The sequence below is a fragment of the Microbacterium sp. As-52 genome (genome assembly GCF_049949185.1).
GTDB lineage: Bacteria > Actinomycetota > Actinomycetes > Actinomycetales > Microbacteriaceae > Microbacterium > Microbacterium maritypicum_A.
This window is the reverse complement of the sequence record NZ_CP188171.1, coordinates 3,418,257-3,433,590: the sequence shown is the minus strand read 5'-3', so window position 1 is coordinate 3,433,590 and position 15,334 is coordinate 3,418,257. Positions and strand designations below refer to the sequence as shown.

Below are 15,334 nucleotides of genomic sequence, written 5' to 3'. Positions count from 1 at the left end.
TTCGGTTTCAGTGGGTTCCTGCGGGGACTGCCGGTGTCGCGCGTTCCCGCGCCGCACGGCTCCCTGCCGGAGAGGGGTCCGCCGTCTGGCTCCGGAAGGAACGCAGGCGGAGGCTGTTGCCGACCACGAAGACGCTGGAGAACGCCATCGCCGCGCCGGCGAGCATGGGGTTGAGCAAGCCGAGCGCTGCGAGCGGGATCGCCGCGACGTTGTAGGCGAAGGCCCAGAACAGGTTGCCCTTGATCGTGCCCAGAGTCCTGCGGGACAGGCGGATGGCGTCCGCGGCACTGCGCAGATCTCCGCGGACCAGTGTGATGTCGCTGGCCTCGATCGCCGCATCGGTCCCTGTGCCCATCGCGAGCCCCAGATCGGCCTGGGCGAGTGCGGCCGCGTCATTCACGCCGTCCCCGACCATCGCGACGACCTTGCCATCGCGCTGCAGCCGTGTGATCACATCGACCTTCTCCTTCGGGAGCACCTCGGCGATGACATCGGTGATGCCGACCTCTGCCGCGATCTGCTCCGCCACCGCCCGGTTGTCGCCGGTGAGGAGGACGGGCGTGAGACCCAGACTCTTGAGCTGCGAGATGGCCTGCGCACTGGTCGGCTTCACCGTGTCGGCGACGACGAGCACGCCACGCGCCTCGCCGTCCCACCCGACCGCGATGGCGGTCTTGCCCTGACTCTCGGCCTCCGCTTTCGCGGCAGCGAGCTCGGCGGGCAGGTGCAGCGACCACTCGGCCAACAGCGATTCCCGACCCACGAGCACCGCGTGCCCCTCGATCACGCCCTGAACACCCTTGCCTTCGACGTTGACGAAGTCCTCGGGCACCGGGACTGCGCCGATCTCCTGAGTCGCGGCTTTCGCCACTGCCTGCGCGATGGGGTGCTCCGACGCGTCTTCCACGGCGCCTGCCAGCCGCAGGAGCTCGCGTCGATCGACGCCCTCCGCGGTGTGCACGGCGATGAGCGTCATCTTGCCACTCGTCACGGTGCCCGTCTTGTCGAGCACGACCGTGTCGACCTTGCGGGTGGATTCGAGCACCTCGGGTCCTTTGATGAGGATGCCCATCTGCGCTCCGCGTCCCGTCCCCACCAGCAGAGCGGTCGGTGTGGCGAGGCCCAGTGCACACGGGCAGGCGATGATGAGCACGGCGACGGCCGCCGTGAAGGCTGCGGAGGCAGGGAACCCGGCTCCCAGCCATGCCCCGAGGGTGGCGAGGGCGATCGCGATGACGATCGGCACGAAGATCCCGGAGACGCGGTCGGCGAGGCGCTGCACCTCGGCCTTCCCCGTCTGCGCGTCCTCGACCAGCTTCGCCATCTGCGCCAGCTGCGTGTCGGAGCCGACACGGGTCGCCCGGATGACCAGGCGGCCACCGGCGTTCACGGTCGCGCCGGTCACGGCGTCCCCTTCACCGACCTCGACCGGCACCGACTCGCCGGTCAGCATCGAGGCGTCGACGGCCGAGGTCCCCGAGACGATGACCCCGTCCGTGGCGATCTTCTCACCGGGGCGTACGACGAACTCATCGCCCGGCTGGAGGTCGGCCGTGGGAATCCGCTTCTCGATACCGTCGCGGATCACGGCGACGTCTTTGGCTCCGAGTTCGAGCAGCGCGCGCAGCGCGGCCCCGGCCTGGCGCTTGGAGCGCTTCTCGAAATAGCGCCCGGCGAGGATGAACATCGTCACCCCCGCCCCTACCTCGAGGTAGATGTTCGCGGCGCCGTCACTCGGAGCCACGGTCAGCTCGAACGGGTGCGTCATCCCGGGGACTCCTGCAGTCCCGAAGAACAGGGCGTAGAGCGACCACAGCAATGCGGCGATGGTCCCCATCGAGATCAGGGTGTCCATGGTCGCTGCGCCGTGGCGCAGGTTCGTCCACGCCGCCTTGTGGAACGGCCACGCCGCCCACACGATGACGGGACCGGCGAGCGCGAGTGAGAGCCACTGCCAGTACATGAACTGGAGCGCCGGGATCATCGCCATCGCGATGACCGGGACCGTCAGGACGATCGAGGCGATGAGCCGGTGCTTGAGACTCGTGAGTTCGGCATCGGGGGCATCGCCCGCATCGTCCTGACGCGTCTCGGCTTCGGGCGCAGGAAGGGCCGCGGTATATCCGGTCTTCTCCACCTCCGCGATGAGCAGAGCAGGATCGAAGCCGGCCGGGGCGATCACCTTGGCCTTCTCCGTGGCATAGTTCACGGTCGCCGTGACGCCGTCGATCCGATTCAGCTTCTTCTCGATCCGCATCGCGCACGATGCGCAGGTCATGCCGCCGATCTCCAGCTCCACGCTGGCCGGTGCGGCCGCGGACTGCGTGTCCGTCATGATGATCTCCTCGATACTTGCGCTCCGCGTCCGAGGACGCGGAAAGAGTGGGGTGGTGCGGTTCAGTGCCCGCCGTGGTCGTCGCCCGTGTCGTTCGACGACAGGTCGGCGGGAACCGCATCGAGGACGAACGGCGCGGTGTGGACCTTCCCGTCGACCTGGAAGTCGAGGTAGAGCAGGTACCTGCCGGCGGTCGGAGCTTGCGCGGTGAAGACCACCTCGGGACCGGCGACCTCACCCGGTGCGGGCTCATCTCCGTGCGCGTGCACGTGCAGGTAGGCCAGGTCTCCGTCACGGAGTGCGACCAGATGCCCGAACGCACCCAAGTAGGGCTCGAGCGTGGTGACGGGCACCCCGTCCCGAGCGATCTCGACCGTCAACTCGCTCCCGGCACCGGCGACGAGGTCACCGCTGATCGACACGTCGAATCCATCGACGGTGGCGGTGGACCGCGTCTCGGCCGCAGGCTGCGGCGTGAACGGCCCGCCCACATCGACGGTCCGTGAGAGCGTCACCCCGGGCCCGTCCGATGCGGTGAAGTCGGCGTACACACGGTACGTACCCGCAGCCTCCCAGGTCCATGGCAGCGACCAGGCCCCCGTCCCGACATCGAGCACGGGATGCACATGCCGATATCGGCTGCCGTCACTGCGCACCACGATCAGGTGAAGCTGCTTGCCGTGGGCCGTCTCGTACGAGGTGACCGGCTCGCCCTCGGGCCCTCGCACCACGAAGGAGAGCTCCCCCGCGGTCCCGGTCTCCCCCGGGGCCGAGATCGCGCCGATGGTGTATCCGGATGCGGCGATCATCACTCCACTCACGTCTGTCCCCTGCTCTTTCCCGTTATCCGTGTTCTGCGTGGCGGGTTCCGCCGACTGCTCATCGTGGCCGTCTCCCCCGCGCTCCGTCCAGGAGGCCACAGCGCTGTCGGGAACGACGGCGCCGGCCACCGCGAACGCGACCCCGAAGACCACCACGAGACCTGCGCCGTAGAGACCGAGACGGCTTGCGGTGTTCATCAGGCAGGTACTGCCTGGTAGCCCGCCTCGTCGACCGCCGCGAGGATCGCCGCGTCTTCGAGGGGTTCTGCGCTCGTCACGACGAGCCTGCCGGTCTGAGCGCTGATGTCGATCGCATCGACACCGGGAATCTGGCTGACTTCGCCGCGGATAGCGACCTCGCAGTGGCCGCAGCTCATTCCGCTCACCTGGTACTCGCTCGTGTTCATGAGGGTTCCTTTCTCGATTCAGCATACCCGGGTGGGGTACTCCTTCGTGTCAACCCTATACCCTCCTGGGGTATTCCGATCACGCGGTGATCTCCGTGTTCGACCGCGCGGACCATCGCCCCGGCGGGGTGATGTCAGCCTGTCGAGAACCGCGGGACGATGCCACGCTGATGCTTCCGCCGGCATTCGAAGAGACGCGAGGATCGCACATGACCGCTCACCCTTCCCTCCCCTCCTGGCGCGACACCCGCACACGCCGAGACATCGAGGCTTTCGTCGCCTCCGTGACATCGGGGCCAGACGCCGTCCCCGTCGAGGAGCGCATCGCGGTGTTCGACAACGACGGGACCCTGTGGTCGGAGAAGCCGATGATCACACAGCTGCACTTCGTCGTGGAGCAGTGGCGTGCGGCTGCGGAGCGGCAACCGGAGCTCGCCGAGAGGCAGCCGTATCTCGCAGCCGTGAGCGGCGACTTCGCGTGGCTGGGAGCGGCGATCGACAAGCACTACGGTGGTGACGACTCCGACCTCGGGATCATCATCCAGGCGCTGGTCGGGCTCACGGATGGGATGAGCGTGGAGGACTACGCGACGTCGGTGGCGGAGTTCTACCGCACCGCGCAGCATCCGACGTTGCAGCGCCCCTACGCCGAGACCGTGTATCAGCCGATGGTCGAGTTGCTCAGGTTTCTGGAGCACCACGGCTTCACCTGCTACATCGTCTCGGGAGGTGAGCGTGACTTCATGCGTCCGATGACGCAGGCCAACTACGGGATCCCCCCGGAGCGCGTGGTGGGGTCGGCCTTCGGTCTCGCGTGGGACGATGCCGAGGCGACCGTGCGGTACTCGTCCTCCTTGGCCTTCTTCGACGACGGCCCCGAGAAGCCGATCCGCATCTGGACCCGCATCGGCCGGCGCCCCCTGTTCGTGGGGGGCAACTCCAACGGCGACACGGCGATGATGGACTTCGCACGCCGAGGACCCCGGCCGGGTTTCGCACTCCTCGTCCACCACGACGACCCGTCACGCGGCGACATCCCCTACGACGCGGGCGCCGAGAAGGCCCTCGCGGACGCTGCGGACAAGGGCTACACCGTCGTGAGCGTCAGAGACGACTGGGAGCAGGTGTTTCCCGACTCCGCGCGCGCCTGAGATGTCGGGGAGAACGCCCGTCGGAGACTCACCGTCGGGCGTTCTCCGCGTCGGCCGGGTCGGTTTCCTCCGGCTCTTCGACCAGTGGCTCTTCCCTCGGGGAAACGATCGCTGCGCCCGGGGGTCGCCTGAGCAGCTCGACCACGATGGCGAAGACGAGCAGTCCGACGGTCACCCCGGACACCGCTCCGAACGAGACCGGTCTCGACGCCATGAGGATGAGGAGCGCGAGCACCAACCCGACCAGAAGGATCGGAGCGTGGAAGCGATCGACCGCGAGGCCGAATCGTCCGGTCGACAGGCCTCGTCGTTCCCAGGTGCTCCGGACCGCCGTGAAGCCGCTCTCCAGGATTCCGCGCGTCACCACGGCGCTGCGGCTCGATCCGGCCAGCCACGCCCACACGGCGACGAGCACTCCGACCAGGGCCAGAGCCACGATCGTCGAGCTCAGCAGCGACGTGACCTCGTCGAACAGCGACTGCGCGGCCGCCGCCGTCATGATCGACGGGCTCACGGCGCCGATGAAGAACGTTCTTCCGATGCCCATCCCCGCCGACAGGAGCAGGAACGCGACGGCGAATCCCGCGCTGGTCCAGAAGAGAGCACGCGCGCGGTTCCTCGCGAGGAGGATGCCGACGACGACGAGACCGAGAACGACCCATGGCAGCCAGAATCCGGCGGCCACCGCGATCTGATAGATCGTGCGCACCAGGACGAGGGCATCCGCCTGGGCGATGGGAACCGATCGGTCGATCTCCGGGATGAGGTCGGCGAACCCGACACCGCGCTCCGTCAGCACCGCCTTGACGCGGTCGACGACCTGACCCAGGTCGATCGAGAGAACCCCGTCGTCTGCGAGCTGCAGGGCGGTGTCAGGGCTGTTCTGCAGGATCGCGACGGCACGTTCATGAGTGATGCGCAGCGTCTGCGCCCAGATGTCGGCGAACTGGTCCGATGCCACGACGTCATGGATGACACCGTCGACGAGGGAGGTCAGCCCGCTGGCCGCCGGAGCCTCCAGCAACGACAGGGCGGAGGAGGCACGGGGCGGAAGGTCGAGTTCGCGGATCCCGTCGAACACCTCGCCGACGATCGCGTCGAAGTCCACCTGCTCGTGGATCGCCGAGCTGACCTGATCCGCGACGAAGTCCTGTACGTCCGGGTCTTCGGCCAGAGGCGCGAAGGTCGCGACGAACCGATCGGCATCGACGAGCTGCAGGCGCGCCCAGGTGCCCATCGCGGCGACCGGGGCCATCAGCACCGCGAGGGTCAGCACGATCCCCGCGACGATGCTTCTGGCCACCGGACGCCGACGGGGCTTCTTGAGCGTCTCGTTCTCCTGTTCGAGAAGCAGGACACGCGCTCGCAGATCGTCCAGTTCGCTCATTCGTCCTTCTCGCTTCGGCCATTCCGCAGACGACGGATCATCGGTGTGTTCAGCCCAGGAGCTTCTGCTTCGCTGCGGCGAACTCAGCCTCGGAGAGGACGCCGGAGTCCTTGAGGGACGCGAGCTGCTGCAGTTTCGCGATCAGGTCATCCCCCTGTGCGGGCGCGGCCGGAGGCGGAGACGAGTACTGCGATGCGGCGTTCTGAGCCGCGGCGTCGATCTGCGCCTGCTGCTGCGCGGCTTCGTACTGCTGCTGCTCGTACTCTCCCTGGGCACGCTCCTGCTGATGCCGCGACATGGCGCCGCCGACAGCCGATGCGGTCCCGGCCACGACTGCCGTCCGGGCGGCGAGGCCGATCAGTCCGGGGCGACCGAATCTTCTCAAGGGCATGTCATTCACCTTCCTGATCGAGGATGTCCATCATGGCGTTCACCACGGGCGCCGGAACACGCTCGGTGCGCAGCACCTGGCCGCCCGCCGCGGCGAGATTCTGTGCGAGCGTGCGAGCGAACGCGAGTTCCAGGACGACCAGGGCAGCCGACTGTCCCGGGGCGAGCGCGCCCGCCAACGACTCGACGTCCTCTTCGCCCGCAAGACCAGCCGCGATCGGCTCGAAGTCGCCGAGGTCCAGGACTCCGTCGTCGTCGTCGAGCTCGACGATCTCGACCTTCCCGGTCTCCGACTTCGCGAGCACGACGAAGTCGAGCAGGCGCACGATCCCGCTGTCGACGAGGTCGGTCAACGCGCGGAACGTCGCGGGGTCCGGCCGGGTTCCTTCGAACCCGACGAGATAGAACTCGGCGGGACCGAAACGGAAATCATTCATGGATGGTCCTCTCTCACGGGGCACACGGCCACGACTGTGCACCATGCTCGCATCGCCGCGCCCGGTGCGGGCCGCTCTCTCACCCCGAGCGGATGAGACCCTCACGCCGCCGGTCGTGCGGGGTCGCCCGATCAGGGTGAGCGACTCCCCCACGCGAAGATGCGTCCTGTCACGATCGCCGTACGCAGTCACTCGACGAAAGAGGTGCGACATGTCCATCTGGGACAGTTTCTGGGACATCATCTGGTGGTTCTTCTGGGTATTCGTGTTCGTCTCCTACCTGATGGTGCTCTTCAACATCGTCGCCGACCTGTTCCGCGACCACACGCTCAACGGCTGGTGGAAGGCCGTGTGGATCATCTTCCTCATCTTCGTCCCCTTCCTCACGGCGCTCGTCTACCTGATCGCGCGTGGCAGAGGCATGGGCGAGCGGAGTGTCTCCGCCTACAGGGACCAGCAGCAGGCAGCCGACTCCTACATCCGCAGCGTCGCCGGCTCCAGCCCGAGCGACGAGATCGATAAGGCATCGAAGCTGCTCGCCGCGGGGACCATCACCCCCGACGAGTTCGCGGCCATCAAGACCCGCGCTCTGAGCTGAGGCCATGGTCGAGGTGGTCGATGTGACGACTCTGCAGGCGCTCGGCGACGTCGAGTTCGTCGCCGTGCACCTCGAGGGCGACCGCCTCGGCCCGAACGTCCTCGAGGCCCTGCTGCGACAGGTGGAGGCCGGCGCCATCCGCCTCCTCGACTTCCTGATGATCGAGCGGCTCGACCTCGAGGAGCACCGGATCGTCGAGGTCGACCGTGACGAGTTCGCACTCGCCGGCCTCGCCCTCGAGACTCCCGGTCTCATCGGCGAGGACGACGCTCGTCACTTCGCGGCGACGGTTCCCCTCGGCGCACTCGCGGCGCTCATCCTGGTGGAGCCGATCTGGGTCGAGCGGTTCGCCCGTGACGTCGACCACCGAGAGGACCGCATCCTCGCGACCCAGCCGATACCGGCGTCGATCGCGAACACGATCCTCTCGTCGGCACTGCACCAGGTGTGAGGCCTCCTGCCGGGCCGCCGTCGACGTCAGACGGTGGTCCGCACGGCCTCACGTCGCGACGACACCCCGAGTTTGCGGTAGATCGCTCGCTGGTGGGTCTTCACGGTGTTGATCGACACCGCCAGCTCCCGCGCGATCTCCTGCAGCGTACGCGCCGTCTGGAGCTGCTGGAACACATCACGCTCACGTTCCGAGAGCGCGTCCACGAGCGACCCGGCCGTATCCGTGGCGAGACACCTGCCGATGAAGTCCTCGAACTGCGTGCCGAAATGCACATGCTCTCCCAACAGCTTGCGCACCGCTGTCTCGCGCGGGCCGAAGGGAAGGCGGATGTTCTCCCCCGCCGCGACGGCGACGGCAGCCTCGCACAGTTCGTGCGCCTCCTCATGGTGCCCGCCATGACGGCGTAGGAGAGCTGCCGTGATGAGCGTCGCCGACTTCACGTACGACACCTCGCTGAATGCCCGCAGGGATCGCAGCATCTCCAACGCCGCCGAGTACTCGCCGGACCGGCGGAACACCCCTGCCAGTGCGACGTTGACGACGGGGAGGTCGGGGCAATGGACATACCTGCGCGCGATCCGCATCGCCCGGTCCTGCCGGCCGACCGCCTCTTCGAGCAGGGCAACCGATGATTCACGGAACGCCGGCCAGGAGATGCCGTGCACCACCTCCAGCGGGATGTCCTGGATGCCGATCGCCGCGCGACGGCAGGCGGTGACGTCTCCGGTCTCCGCCGCTGCATAGGCGATCATCATGCGCGCCACGCTCGTGAAGGAGCGATCGGAGCTGCCGTTGGCGATCACCGTCCCGAACTCGCGGATGGCGTCGACGAGGTCACCCGACCAGTAGGAGACGAATCCCGCGGCCGCCGCGGCGCTGCCGCCGGCGTATGTGCTCCAGGGCAGACCGACGTCCTCCGCTTCGTGCACACGGGTGAGCGACTGCCGGGCCTCGGTGAGGCGACCCGCCCACGTCTGCCCGAAGGCGAGGTGTCCCGATGCCCGTTTCGCGAGTTCCCGATCTCCGGAGCCGCGTGCCTCCCTGGCCGCCGCGGAGAAGTACTCGAGCGGGATCAGGGGATTGCCGCGATGCCGGATCTCGGTCCATCCCAGCAGGTAGTTGAGCGCGGCGCGGTCGCTCAGCTCCGTCGAATCGTCATCGAGCAGCATCTGCCGCACCGTGGCGCTCGCGCTCGCGACCTCCGCGCGCTCATCGGCGATGAACAGTCGGGCGATCTGGAGCACCACAGGCTCATCGGGTTCGGCCGATCGCGCGATCGACGCCTCCGCACGCCGGAACAACTCGCGCGCCACGCGATGGTCACCGAGCACATCGCTCGCGCAGGCGCGCACGAGCAGCACCTGGGCGTCGTCGGGCGTGCGTCGCAGCATCTCGGTCGCGGTGCGCTCGACCTCGTCCGCCCTCGCCCCGACCACGAGCCCGAGCCAGTGCCGAAGAAGGGTCGAGCGCGCAGCGAGGAAGTCGAACGCCTGGAGCGAATGCGCGATCGACGCCGTCGGATCCGTCGGTTCCAGGGCGGCGGCGGCGCGCCTGTGGCATTCTTTCGCGCGCGCTGCATCCTGGCCCAGGATCTCGGCGCATCGTCGTGCGAAGGCGGCATGCCATCGATACACGACGCCCTGTGGACTCTCGAACCGGTCGAGGAACAGACCGAGCCGTACGCAGGTCTCGAGCAGCGTGACGGTGTCGGGGCGCCCGGTGACAGCGGCGGCGAGTTCGGGGGTGAGTTCTCCGCAGACGCTCGCCTCGAGCACGAAGTCCGCGACGTCGGGAGGAAGGCTCCCGAGCACATGCTCCCTCACGTAGCTGCCCAGGAAACTCGAGGCGCTCTGCGCCTGCGCGTCGGGTCTCGCTCCGCCGATCATCATCAGTCTGACGGCGATCGGCCACCCCTGAGTCTCGTCGAGGATCGTCTCAGGTTCGAGGTGGACGGCGTCCCCGTCGAGCAGCAGTCGCACCTCCTCTCCCGTGAAGCTGAGGGTGTCGACGCCGACGAAGGCCTCCGGGTGCATCAGCCGATGACGGGAGAGCGTCAGCTCGAGCAGGGTCGTCCCTACCAGGACGACGTGCAGACTCTCCGGCGCCTGCTCGGCGAGCATGCCGAGAAGTCCCCTGCGCCATTCCTCGCCCGCGCGCTGCGCATCGTCGACGATCAGGTGCATACGCTCGTCCGAATTTCCCAACGCCCGGCAGATCTCCTGGTACGCCCTGTCCGGATCCTCCAGATCACGGTCGAGATCGAGAGGACGGCCGGAACGCCTGTTCATCTGATGCCATCGGAACCCCCCGTAACATGTTAGACGATACTCGACCCTCTCCCACTCGAAGTATCCCACCCCAGAGAACACGGGCTCAAGGAACTTTCGTCTAGCGTGGAATCACGCGGAGGAACGACGCCGAACCCTCGCGAGCAGCGAGACGATCGAGGGCACCACGGCTCCGAAGAAGAGAGCGAGTCCGACCCCGAGCAGCGTTTCCACGGCGCGCTCGACGAACCGCTCCGCCGGGGGCTCCGGGGACGTCGACATGATGAGCGTCAGAGCGAGGAACGTGGTGAATCCGGGCACGACGTACCAACGGCTCTCCTGAATCGCGCACGCCGACCCGATGACCAGTCCCACCACGATCCCCACGACCACGTCCGCCGGGTCGAGCACCGCCACGACCGCCGCCGCCAGTGCGCCGATCAGAACGGACACCGCACGCCCGATGCTGCGCGCGATGAGCTGCCCCCGCACCGGCCTCATCACCAGGAGCACCGCACCAGTCGCCCAGCCGACATGCTCGAGGTCCCACAGGAAGCCCAGCGCCGCGGCAGTGGCCGCACCCGCGCCGAGAAGGATTCCGTAGACCAGCATGGCGCGACCGCGCGGCACCGGCGGCGGCGGATGGGGCTCTTCGTCGCGTTCCGGCCAGAGCAGCATGAGGATCCACGCATAGATCGAACCGGCCACGATGCACGCCGCGAAACCGAGGGTGACCGGCGACCAGGTGAAGCTCAGCCCGATACCGGTCATCGGCAGCGCCAGGACCAGCAGGAGCTGACCCCCGCGTCCGCGCGTCGCGTTGACGCTCGCCAGGACCGCGAGCACGAACACCCCGACGACGGCGATGACGGGCGAAGCCGCCAGCACGGACCCGAGCAGCAGCGCCATGGCGCTGAGCACCCCGACGACCGGGATGATCGCTCGACTGCGCCGTCGCGGCGGCATGCCGAAAGCCGCCGCGGGCACGACCCCGATCCCGAAGGCGACCGCCAGCGACAGATCGAACGGGGCGACCACGATGGCGGGCACGGCGAAGAGCATGCCGAGGCCGAACCGAGACCACCGCCAACTCAGCCCTGCGCGGTCGTCCATCCTGTCCACCTCGGCCCCGCAACCGCCCGCTCGTCGCTCGACACGACCGCCCCCTCTCGTGGGGCTGCCCGCCGCTCCCACTTGTGGAGCCAGCCTAGGGAGGAGGCCGTCGGTGCGTCAGGGCGCGTCGTCCACTTCACCCTGGTGAAGGCTGGGCATCCCCGCATCGATCGCCGATTCGGCTGCGGTGATGCCTTCTCGCAACGTCCCGTGGACGCGCCCCGCCGATTCGAGGCCTGCGAACCACGGTGTGCGCTCCGCCACGACCTTGGCTGATGCCGGCACCGCAGCCAGGTGCAGCACGACCCCGAGCTGCGAGAGCTCGCGGTCGAGATCCTCCAGCGCGTCGAGCACGGTGATCGTCATCACCTCCTGCTGCGTCAACCCGAGCACGAGCGCGCGGACCGGAGCCCCCTGGGCCGCCACGGTCTCGAGGAGCATCCGCTCGTTCGCCAGGGCGTTCGCAGTGTAGAGACCGCGGTCCAGGCGGATGCCCAGCACCCCGCCGTCACCACCCACGATGGTCGCCTTCGGGATGTTGACCTCGCGCAGCACCAGGATCAGCGTCACGACGACGCCGACCGCCACGGCCGGGAGCAGACCCGCGGTGAGACCGAGGACGGCGACGGACGAGGCGATCCAGAAGTCGACGCGGCTGATGCGTGCCCAGCGCACGAGTTCCGGGATGTTGATGAGCCCCGCCACGGCGACGAACACCATCGCGGCCAACGTCGCCTCCGGCAGCAGACTGAGCACAGGGCCGAGGAAGAGGGCGACGAGGACGGCGAGGACCACGGTCACGAGGGTCGCCACCTGCGAGCGCGCCCCCGCGCTCTGATTGACCGCGCTCTGCGAGAACCCTCCGGCCGCAGGCATCGTTCCGAAGAAGGCCCCGACTGTGTTCGCCGCGCCGGTCGCAAGCAGTTCCTGGTCACTGTCGATCTGAGGCTCGGTGGCGACGCGAAGGCTTCGGGCGACGGCTGCGGACTCGAGGAAGGCCATCACGGCGATCGCGAGCGCGCCCGGAAACAGCACCACCGTCTGTCCGAAGTCCGGGATTCCTGGAACGGGCAGGCCGCTGGGCACCGGAGCGATCAGGTCGACGCCGAGCCGATCGATTCCGGCCAGCCCGACCAGGAGGATCCCTCCGACCACGACGACCAGCGTGCCCGGAACCTTCGGAGCGAAGCGCTTGAGCACGAGGATCACCGCGATGGAGCCTGCGGAGAGGGCGATCGTGGGCCCGTTCGCACTTCCGAAGGCCTGCGCCACCGCGCCGAGCGATGCGAGGAATCCATGACCGGAGAAGTCGTCGCTCTCGCCCAGCAGCTTCGGCAGCTGTCCGACCGCGACCGTCGCACCGACACCGATCTTCAGGCCGAGGACCGTGGCGCCACTGATGTTCTCCACGAGCGAGCCGAGCCGGCAGAGCCGGGCGATCAGCAGGATCGCGCCGACCAGCAGGGTCAGCATCATCAACGAACCCATCGCGTCCTCGGCCCCGGCCGCCACGCCCGCCGTGACCAGGGTCGTCGCCGTCAGCGTGGCGATGGTCGACGTCGTCGAGACGCTCATCGCCCTGCTCCCCCCGAGGAACGCGTACACGAGCATCGGCAGGATGCAGGTGTAGAGGCCCACCTGCACGGGCAGGTTCGCGATCGTCGCATAGGCCATCGCCTGCGGAATCACGACGGCACCGGCCGAGAGCCCCGCGATCACGTCGCGAAGGATCCAGGAACGTCGGTAGCCCACGACGGTGCTGAACAGCCACGGGGGTCGTCTCGTCACTGTCATCGGCCTCTCCGTCGTCGGGTCGTCAGAAGCGTACTGCGGCGGACACCGCGAGGAACACGGGTGAAAGGGTCCCACGCGCGGCTCACCCTGGTGAACTCCCGCCGCGGACAGTGCCGCCGGCCCTGCGCACCGGTAACGTCCGACGAGCCGCCGACTTCGCGCGGAACATCTTTTGAAGGAGTAGTCATGAGTTTTTGGGGATCGTTCTGGGACATCATCTGGTGGTTCCTGCTGGCGTTCGTCTTCATCTCCTACCTGTTCGCCCTGTTCGCCATCGTCGCCGATCTGTTCCGTGACCGGAAGCTCAACGGCTGGTGGAAGGCGGTGTGGATCATCTTCCTGATCTTCGTTCCGTTCCTCACGGTGCTCGTGTACCTGATCGCACGGGGATCGGGCATGGCAGAGCGGAGCAATGCGGAGGCCGCGAGCGCCCGCAGCGCGGCAGATGCCTATATCCAGCAGGTCGCCGGCACGAGCCCGAGTGACGAGATCGCGAAGGCGAAGGCATTGCTGGACTCCGGGACCATCACGGCCGAGGAGTACAACACGATCAAGGCCAAGGTCCTCCGTTAGGACCGACACAGGGCGTGTCCGCGCACCGCGGGCACGCCCTGTTCTCCGTCATTCAAGTTGTGCACAATCGAATTGCATGCAATGATTTATCCATGCCGGTGACCGATGAGATGGTGTGCTTCTCCCTCTACTCCGCGGCTCGCGCCACCACGCAGGCATATCGGGCGCTGCTCGCGCCGTGGGGACTGACGTACCCGCAATACCTGGTGCTCGCCGCGCTCTGGCTCGACGGCGAGCAGACGATCGGCTCACTCGGCGAGGTGATGCGCCTGGATTCCGGCACGCTCTCCCCGCTCGTTCGGCGACTCGAACAGGCAGGCCTCGTGGCGCGATCGCGGAGTCGCGAGGATGAGCGCGTCGTGACCGTGACGCTCACTGAAAAAGGGCGCGACCTTCGCTCCGAGGTCGCGCCGTTCCATTCCAGGATCACCGCGATCTCGGGACTCCACGACGACGCACACCGCAGAGCACTCATCACCGAGTTGCACGACATCACCGATCGCCTCCAGCAGGCGACCATCGACCTCGGCAGCGCCCGCCCGGGCGACGCCCGCTGACCTCACCCCCGACAGAACGGAGCCGCCATGCGCGCACTCATCCACCCCACCTTCGGCGCTCCGGAGGAAGTCCTCCGCGTCGAGGACCGGCCCGTTCCGGAGCCCGGCGAGGGACAGGTCCGCCTGCGAGTGGTCCTCTCCCCCATCCACAATCACGATCTCTGGACGGTGCGCGGCACTTACGGCTTCACTCCCGAACTCCCTGCGGCGTCGGGCACAGAGGCGTTGGGCGTGGTGGATGCGCTCGGCGCCGGCGTCGAGAACCTCGCCGTCGGCCAGCGCGTCGCCACTGGGGGGACCTTCGGCGCATGGGCCGAGTACATCGTGACGAACGCCGCGGGGCTCATCCCCATCCCGGACGGGCTTCCCCACGAGACGGCCGCCCAGCTCGTGTCGATGCCGTTCAGCGCGATCACCCTGCTCGATTTCCTCGCGGTGAAGGAGGGCGACTGGATCGTCCAGAACGCCGCGAACGGCGCCGTCGGGCGCATGCTCGCGCAGCTCGCCTCCGCACGTGGTGTGAACGTGGTCGGCCTCGTGCGTCGGGCGGCGGGCATCACGGAACTCCACGAGCAGGGCATCGACCGGATCGTCGCCACCGATCAGGCCGATTGGAAGGCACAGGTGGAAGCCCTCACCGGCGGTGCCCCCGTCGTCGCCGGTGTCGACTCGGTCGGCGGCGCTTCTGCGGGCCAGGTGCTCTCGTTGCTCGCCGAGGGAGCAACCCTGGTCGCCTTCGGCGCGATGGACTCGCCCATCATGGAGATCGCGTCCTCCGATGTGATCTTCAAGCAGGCCACGGTGAAGGGCTTCTGGGGCAGCAAGGTGATCCCCCGTCTGGATGCCGAAACGCGCACCGCTCTGTTCGGCGAGCTCTTCCAGCGTCTCGCCGACGGCAGCCTCACCCTTCCCGTCGCCGGCATCTTCGACGCTGCCGACATCAGCGCGGCCGTGCAGGCGAGCGACACCGCAGGGCGCGTCGGCAAGGTGCTCCTCCGCTTCTGAGCGCGTGCGCCTCCGAGGAGCTCTCCGATGTCGGTACCCCAAGGC

General features: G+C 68.0%; 15 protein-coding genes. 6 read left to right on the top strand and 9 right to left on the bottom strand.

Annotated elements, in window-relative coordinates; translation table 11 throughout:
• Window positions 1–7: 7 nt before the first annotated feature.
• From ACLFA2_RS16565 to ACLFA2_RS16555, 3 genes are all read right to left on the bottom strand, one after another.
• A complete protein-coding gene (locus ACLFA2_RS16565) occupies window positions 8–2,335 on the bottom strand; it encodes a heavy metal translocating P-type ATPase (RefSeq protein ID WP_426621646.1) in 2,328 nt (775 codons plus the stop codon).
• A gap of 62 nt (window positions 2,336–2,397) precedes the next feature.
• Entirely contained in the window at window positions 2,398–3,354 is a 957-nt protein-coding gene (locus ACLFA2_RS16560) for a heavy-metal-associated domain-containing protein (protein WP_426621645.1), read from the bottom strand.
• A complete protein-coding gene (locus ACLFA2_RS16555; protein ID WP_021198018.1) occupies window positions 3,354–3,563 on the bottom strand; it encodes a heavy-metal-associated domain-containing protein in 210 nt (69 codons plus the stop codon). Before ACLFA2_RS16555 ends, ACLFA2_RS16560 begins: the two co-directional genes overlap by 1 nt.
• Window positions 3,564–3,772: 209 nt before the next feature.
• Between ACLFA2_RS16555 and ACLFA2_RS16550 the strand changes: the two genes are divergently transcribed.
• Window positions 3,773–4,714 carry an HAD family hydrolase gene (locus tag ACLFA2_RS16550; RefSeq protein WP_031206625.1) on the top strand — a complete coding sequence of 314 codons (942 nt, stop codon included), beginning with the start codon at window positions 3,773–3,775 and terminating at the stop codon, window positions 4,712–4,714.
• 28 nt (window positions 4,715–4,742) lie between these two features.
• Here the strand turns inward: ACLFA2_RS16550 and ACLFA2_RS16545 are convergent, their stop codons facing one another.
• Genes ACLFA2_RS16545 through ACLFA2_RS16535 form a run of 3 tightly spaced genes read right to left on the bottom strand, consistent with a single transcriptional unit; the run spans window position 4,743 to window position 6,928 of the window.
• Window positions 4,743–6,101, bottom strand: coding sequence for a hypothetical protein (locus ACLFA2_RS16545; RefSeq protein WP_426621644.1), 1,359 nt, complete (start codon window positions 6,099–6,101; stop codon window positions 4,743–4,745).
• 49 nt (window positions 6,102–6,150) lie between these two features.
• A complete protein-coding gene (locus ACLFA2_RS16540) occupies window positions 6,151–6,492 on the bottom strand; it encodes an SHOCT domain-containing protein (protein WP_401121922.1) in 342 nt (113 codons plus the stop codon).
• Window position 6,493: 1 nt separating this feature from the next.
• Window positions 6,494–6,928 (bottom strand): DUF6325 family protein, encoded by a 435-nt coding sequence (locus ACLFA2_RS16535; RefSeq protein WP_021198022.1) that lies wholly within the window; start codon window positions 6,926–6,928, stop codon window positions 6,494–6,496.
• A 211-nt stretch (window positions 6,929–7,139) separates the two neighbouring features.
• Between ACLFA2_RS16535 and ACLFA2_RS16530 the strand changes: the two genes are divergently transcribed.
• Both ACLFA2_RS16530 and ACLFA2_RS16525 read left to right on the top strand, forming a co-directional pair.
• Complete coding sequence (locus ACLFA2_RS16530; protein ID WP_029258448.1) at window positions 7,140–7,526, top strand: SHOCT domain-containing protein; 387 nt, start codon at window positions 7,140–7,142, stop codon at window positions 7,524–7,526.
• A 4-nt stretch (window positions 7,527–7,530) separates the two neighbouring features.
• Entirely contained in the window at window positions 7,531–7,977 is a 447-nt protein-coding gene (locus ACLFA2_RS16525) for a DUF6325 family protein (RefSeq protein ID WP_347122928.1), read from the top strand.
• A 26-nt stretch (window positions 7,978–8,003) separates the two neighbouring features.
• On the opposite strand, the gene ACLFA2_RS16520 is transcribed toward ACLFA2_RS16525, so the two are convergent.
• The 3 genes from ACLFA2_RS16520 to ACLFA2_RS16510 all read right to left on the bottom strand — a co-directional run bounded on the left by ACLFA2_RS16520 (window position 8,004) and on the right by ACLFA2_RS16510 (window position 13,154).
• Window positions 8,004–10,268 (bottom strand): LuxR C-terminal-related transcriptional regulator, encoded by a 2,265-nt coding sequence (locus tag ACLFA2_RS16520; RefSeq protein WP_426621643.1) that lies wholly within the window; start codon window positions 10,266–10,268, stop codon window positions 8,004–8,006.
• Window positions 10,269–10,379: 111 nt separating this feature from the next.
• Window positions 10,380–11,360 carry an FUSC family protein gene (locus tag ACLFA2_RS16515; RefSeq protein WP_426621642.1) on the bottom strand — a complete coding sequence of 327 codons (981 nt, stop codon included), beginning with the start codon at window positions 11,358–11,360 and terminating at the stop codon, window positions 10,380–10,382.
• A gap of 117 nt (window positions 11,361–11,477) precedes the next feature.
• On the bottom strand, window positions 11,478–13,154 hold the full coding sequence (locus tag ACLFA2_RS16510) for a SulP family inorganic anion transporter (protein ID WP_167254427.1): 1,677 nt from the start codon (window positions 13,152–13,154) through the stop codon (window positions 11,478–11,480).
• Between the two features lie 186 nt (window positions 13,155–13,340).
• Between ACLFA2_RS16510 and ACLFA2_RS16505 the strand changes: the two genes are divergently transcribed.
• The 3 genes from ACLFA2_RS16505 (at window position 13,341) to ACLFA2_RS16495 (ending at window position 15,289) form a co-directional block, all read left to right on the top strand.
• Entirely contained in the window at window positions 13,341–13,727 is a 387-nt protein-coding gene (locus ACLFA2_RS16505) for an SHOCT domain-containing protein (protein WP_426621641.1), read from the top strand.
• A 92-nt stretch (window positions 13,728–13,819) separates the two neighbouring features.
• On the top strand, window positions 13,820–14,284 hold the full coding sequence (locus ACLFA2_RS16500; protein WP_426621640.1) for a MarR family winged helix-turn-helix transcriptional regulator: 465 nt from the start codon (window positions 13,820–13,822) through the stop codon (window positions 14,282–14,284).
• Window positions 14,285–14,311: 27 nt separating this feature from the next.
• Window positions 14,312–15,289, top strand: coding sequence for a zinc-binding dehydrogenase (locus tag ACLFA2_RS16495; RefSeq protein ID WP_426621639.1), 978 nt, complete (start codon window positions 14,312–14,314; stop codon window positions 15,287–15,289).
• Window positions 15,290–15,334: the final 45 nt, after the last annotated feature.

Excerpts from the sequence above, each read along its gene's own strand:
- ACLFA2_RS16555 (WP_021198018.1), bottom strand. The coding sequence starts at position 3,563 with ATGAACACGAGCGAGTACCAGGTGAGCGGAATGAGCTGCGGCCACTGC.
- ACLFA2_RS16520 (WP_426621643.1), bottom strand. The coding sequence starts at position 10,268 with ATGAACAGGCGTTCCGGCCGTCCTCTCGATCTCGACCGTGATCTGGAG.
- ACLFA2_RS16505 (WP_426621641.1), top strand. The coding sequence starts at position 13,341 with ATGAGTTTTTGGGGATCGTTCTGGGACATCATCTGGTGGTTCCTGCTG.
- ACLFA2_RS16510 (WP_167254427.1), bottom strand. The coding sequence starts at position 13,154 with ATGACAGTGACGAGACGACCCCCGTGGCTGTTCAGCACCGTCGTGGGC.
- ACLFA2_RS16535 (WP_021198022.1), bottom strand. The coding sequence starts at position 6,928 with ATGAATGATTTCCGTTTCGGTCCCGCCGAGTTCTATCTCGTCGGGTTC.
- ACLFA2_RS16560 (WP_426621645.1), bottom strand. The coding sequence starts at position 3,354 with ATGAACACCGCAAGCCGTCTCGGTCTCTACGGCGCAGGTCTCGTGGTG.
- ACLFA2_RS16525 (WP_347122928.1), top strand. The coding sequence starts at position 7,531 with ATGGTCGAGGTGGTCGATGTGACGACTCTGCAGGCGCTCGGCGACGTC.
- ACLFA2_RS16565 (WP_426621646.1), bottom strand. The coding sequence starts at position 2,335 with ATGACGGACACGCAGTCCGCGGCCGCACCGGCCAGCGTGGAGCTGGAG.
- ACLFA2_RS16540 (WP_401121922.1), bottom strand. The coding sequence starts at position 6,492 with ATGCCCTTGAGAAGATTCGGTCGCCCCGGACTGATCGGCCTCGCCGCC.
- ACLFA2_RS16515 (WP_426621642.1), bottom strand. The coding sequence starts at position 11,360 with ATGGACGACCGCGCAGGGCTGAGTTGGCGGTGGTCTCGGTTCGGCCTC.
- ACLFA2_RS16500 (WP_426621640.1), top strand. The coding sequence starts at position 13,820 with ATGCCGGTGACCGATGAGATGGTGTGCTTCTCCCTCTACTCCGCGGCT.
- ACLFA2_RS16495 (WP_426621639.1), top strand. The coding sequence starts at position 14,312 with ATGCGCGCACTCATCCACCCCACCTTCGGCGCTCCGGAGGAAGTCCTC.
- ACLFA2_RS16550 (WP_031206625.1), top strand. The coding sequence starts at position 3,773 with ATGACCGCTCACCCTTCCCTCCCCTCCTGGCGCGACACCCGCACACGC.
- ACLFA2_RS16530 (WP_029258448.1), top strand. The coding sequence starts at position 7,140 with ATGTCCATCTGGGACAGTTTCTGGGACATCATCTGGTGGTTCTTCTGG.
- ACLFA2_RS16545 (WP_426621644.1), bottom strand. The coding sequence starts at position 6,101 with ATGAGCGAACTGGACGATCTGCGAGCGCGTGTCCTGCTTCTCGAACAG.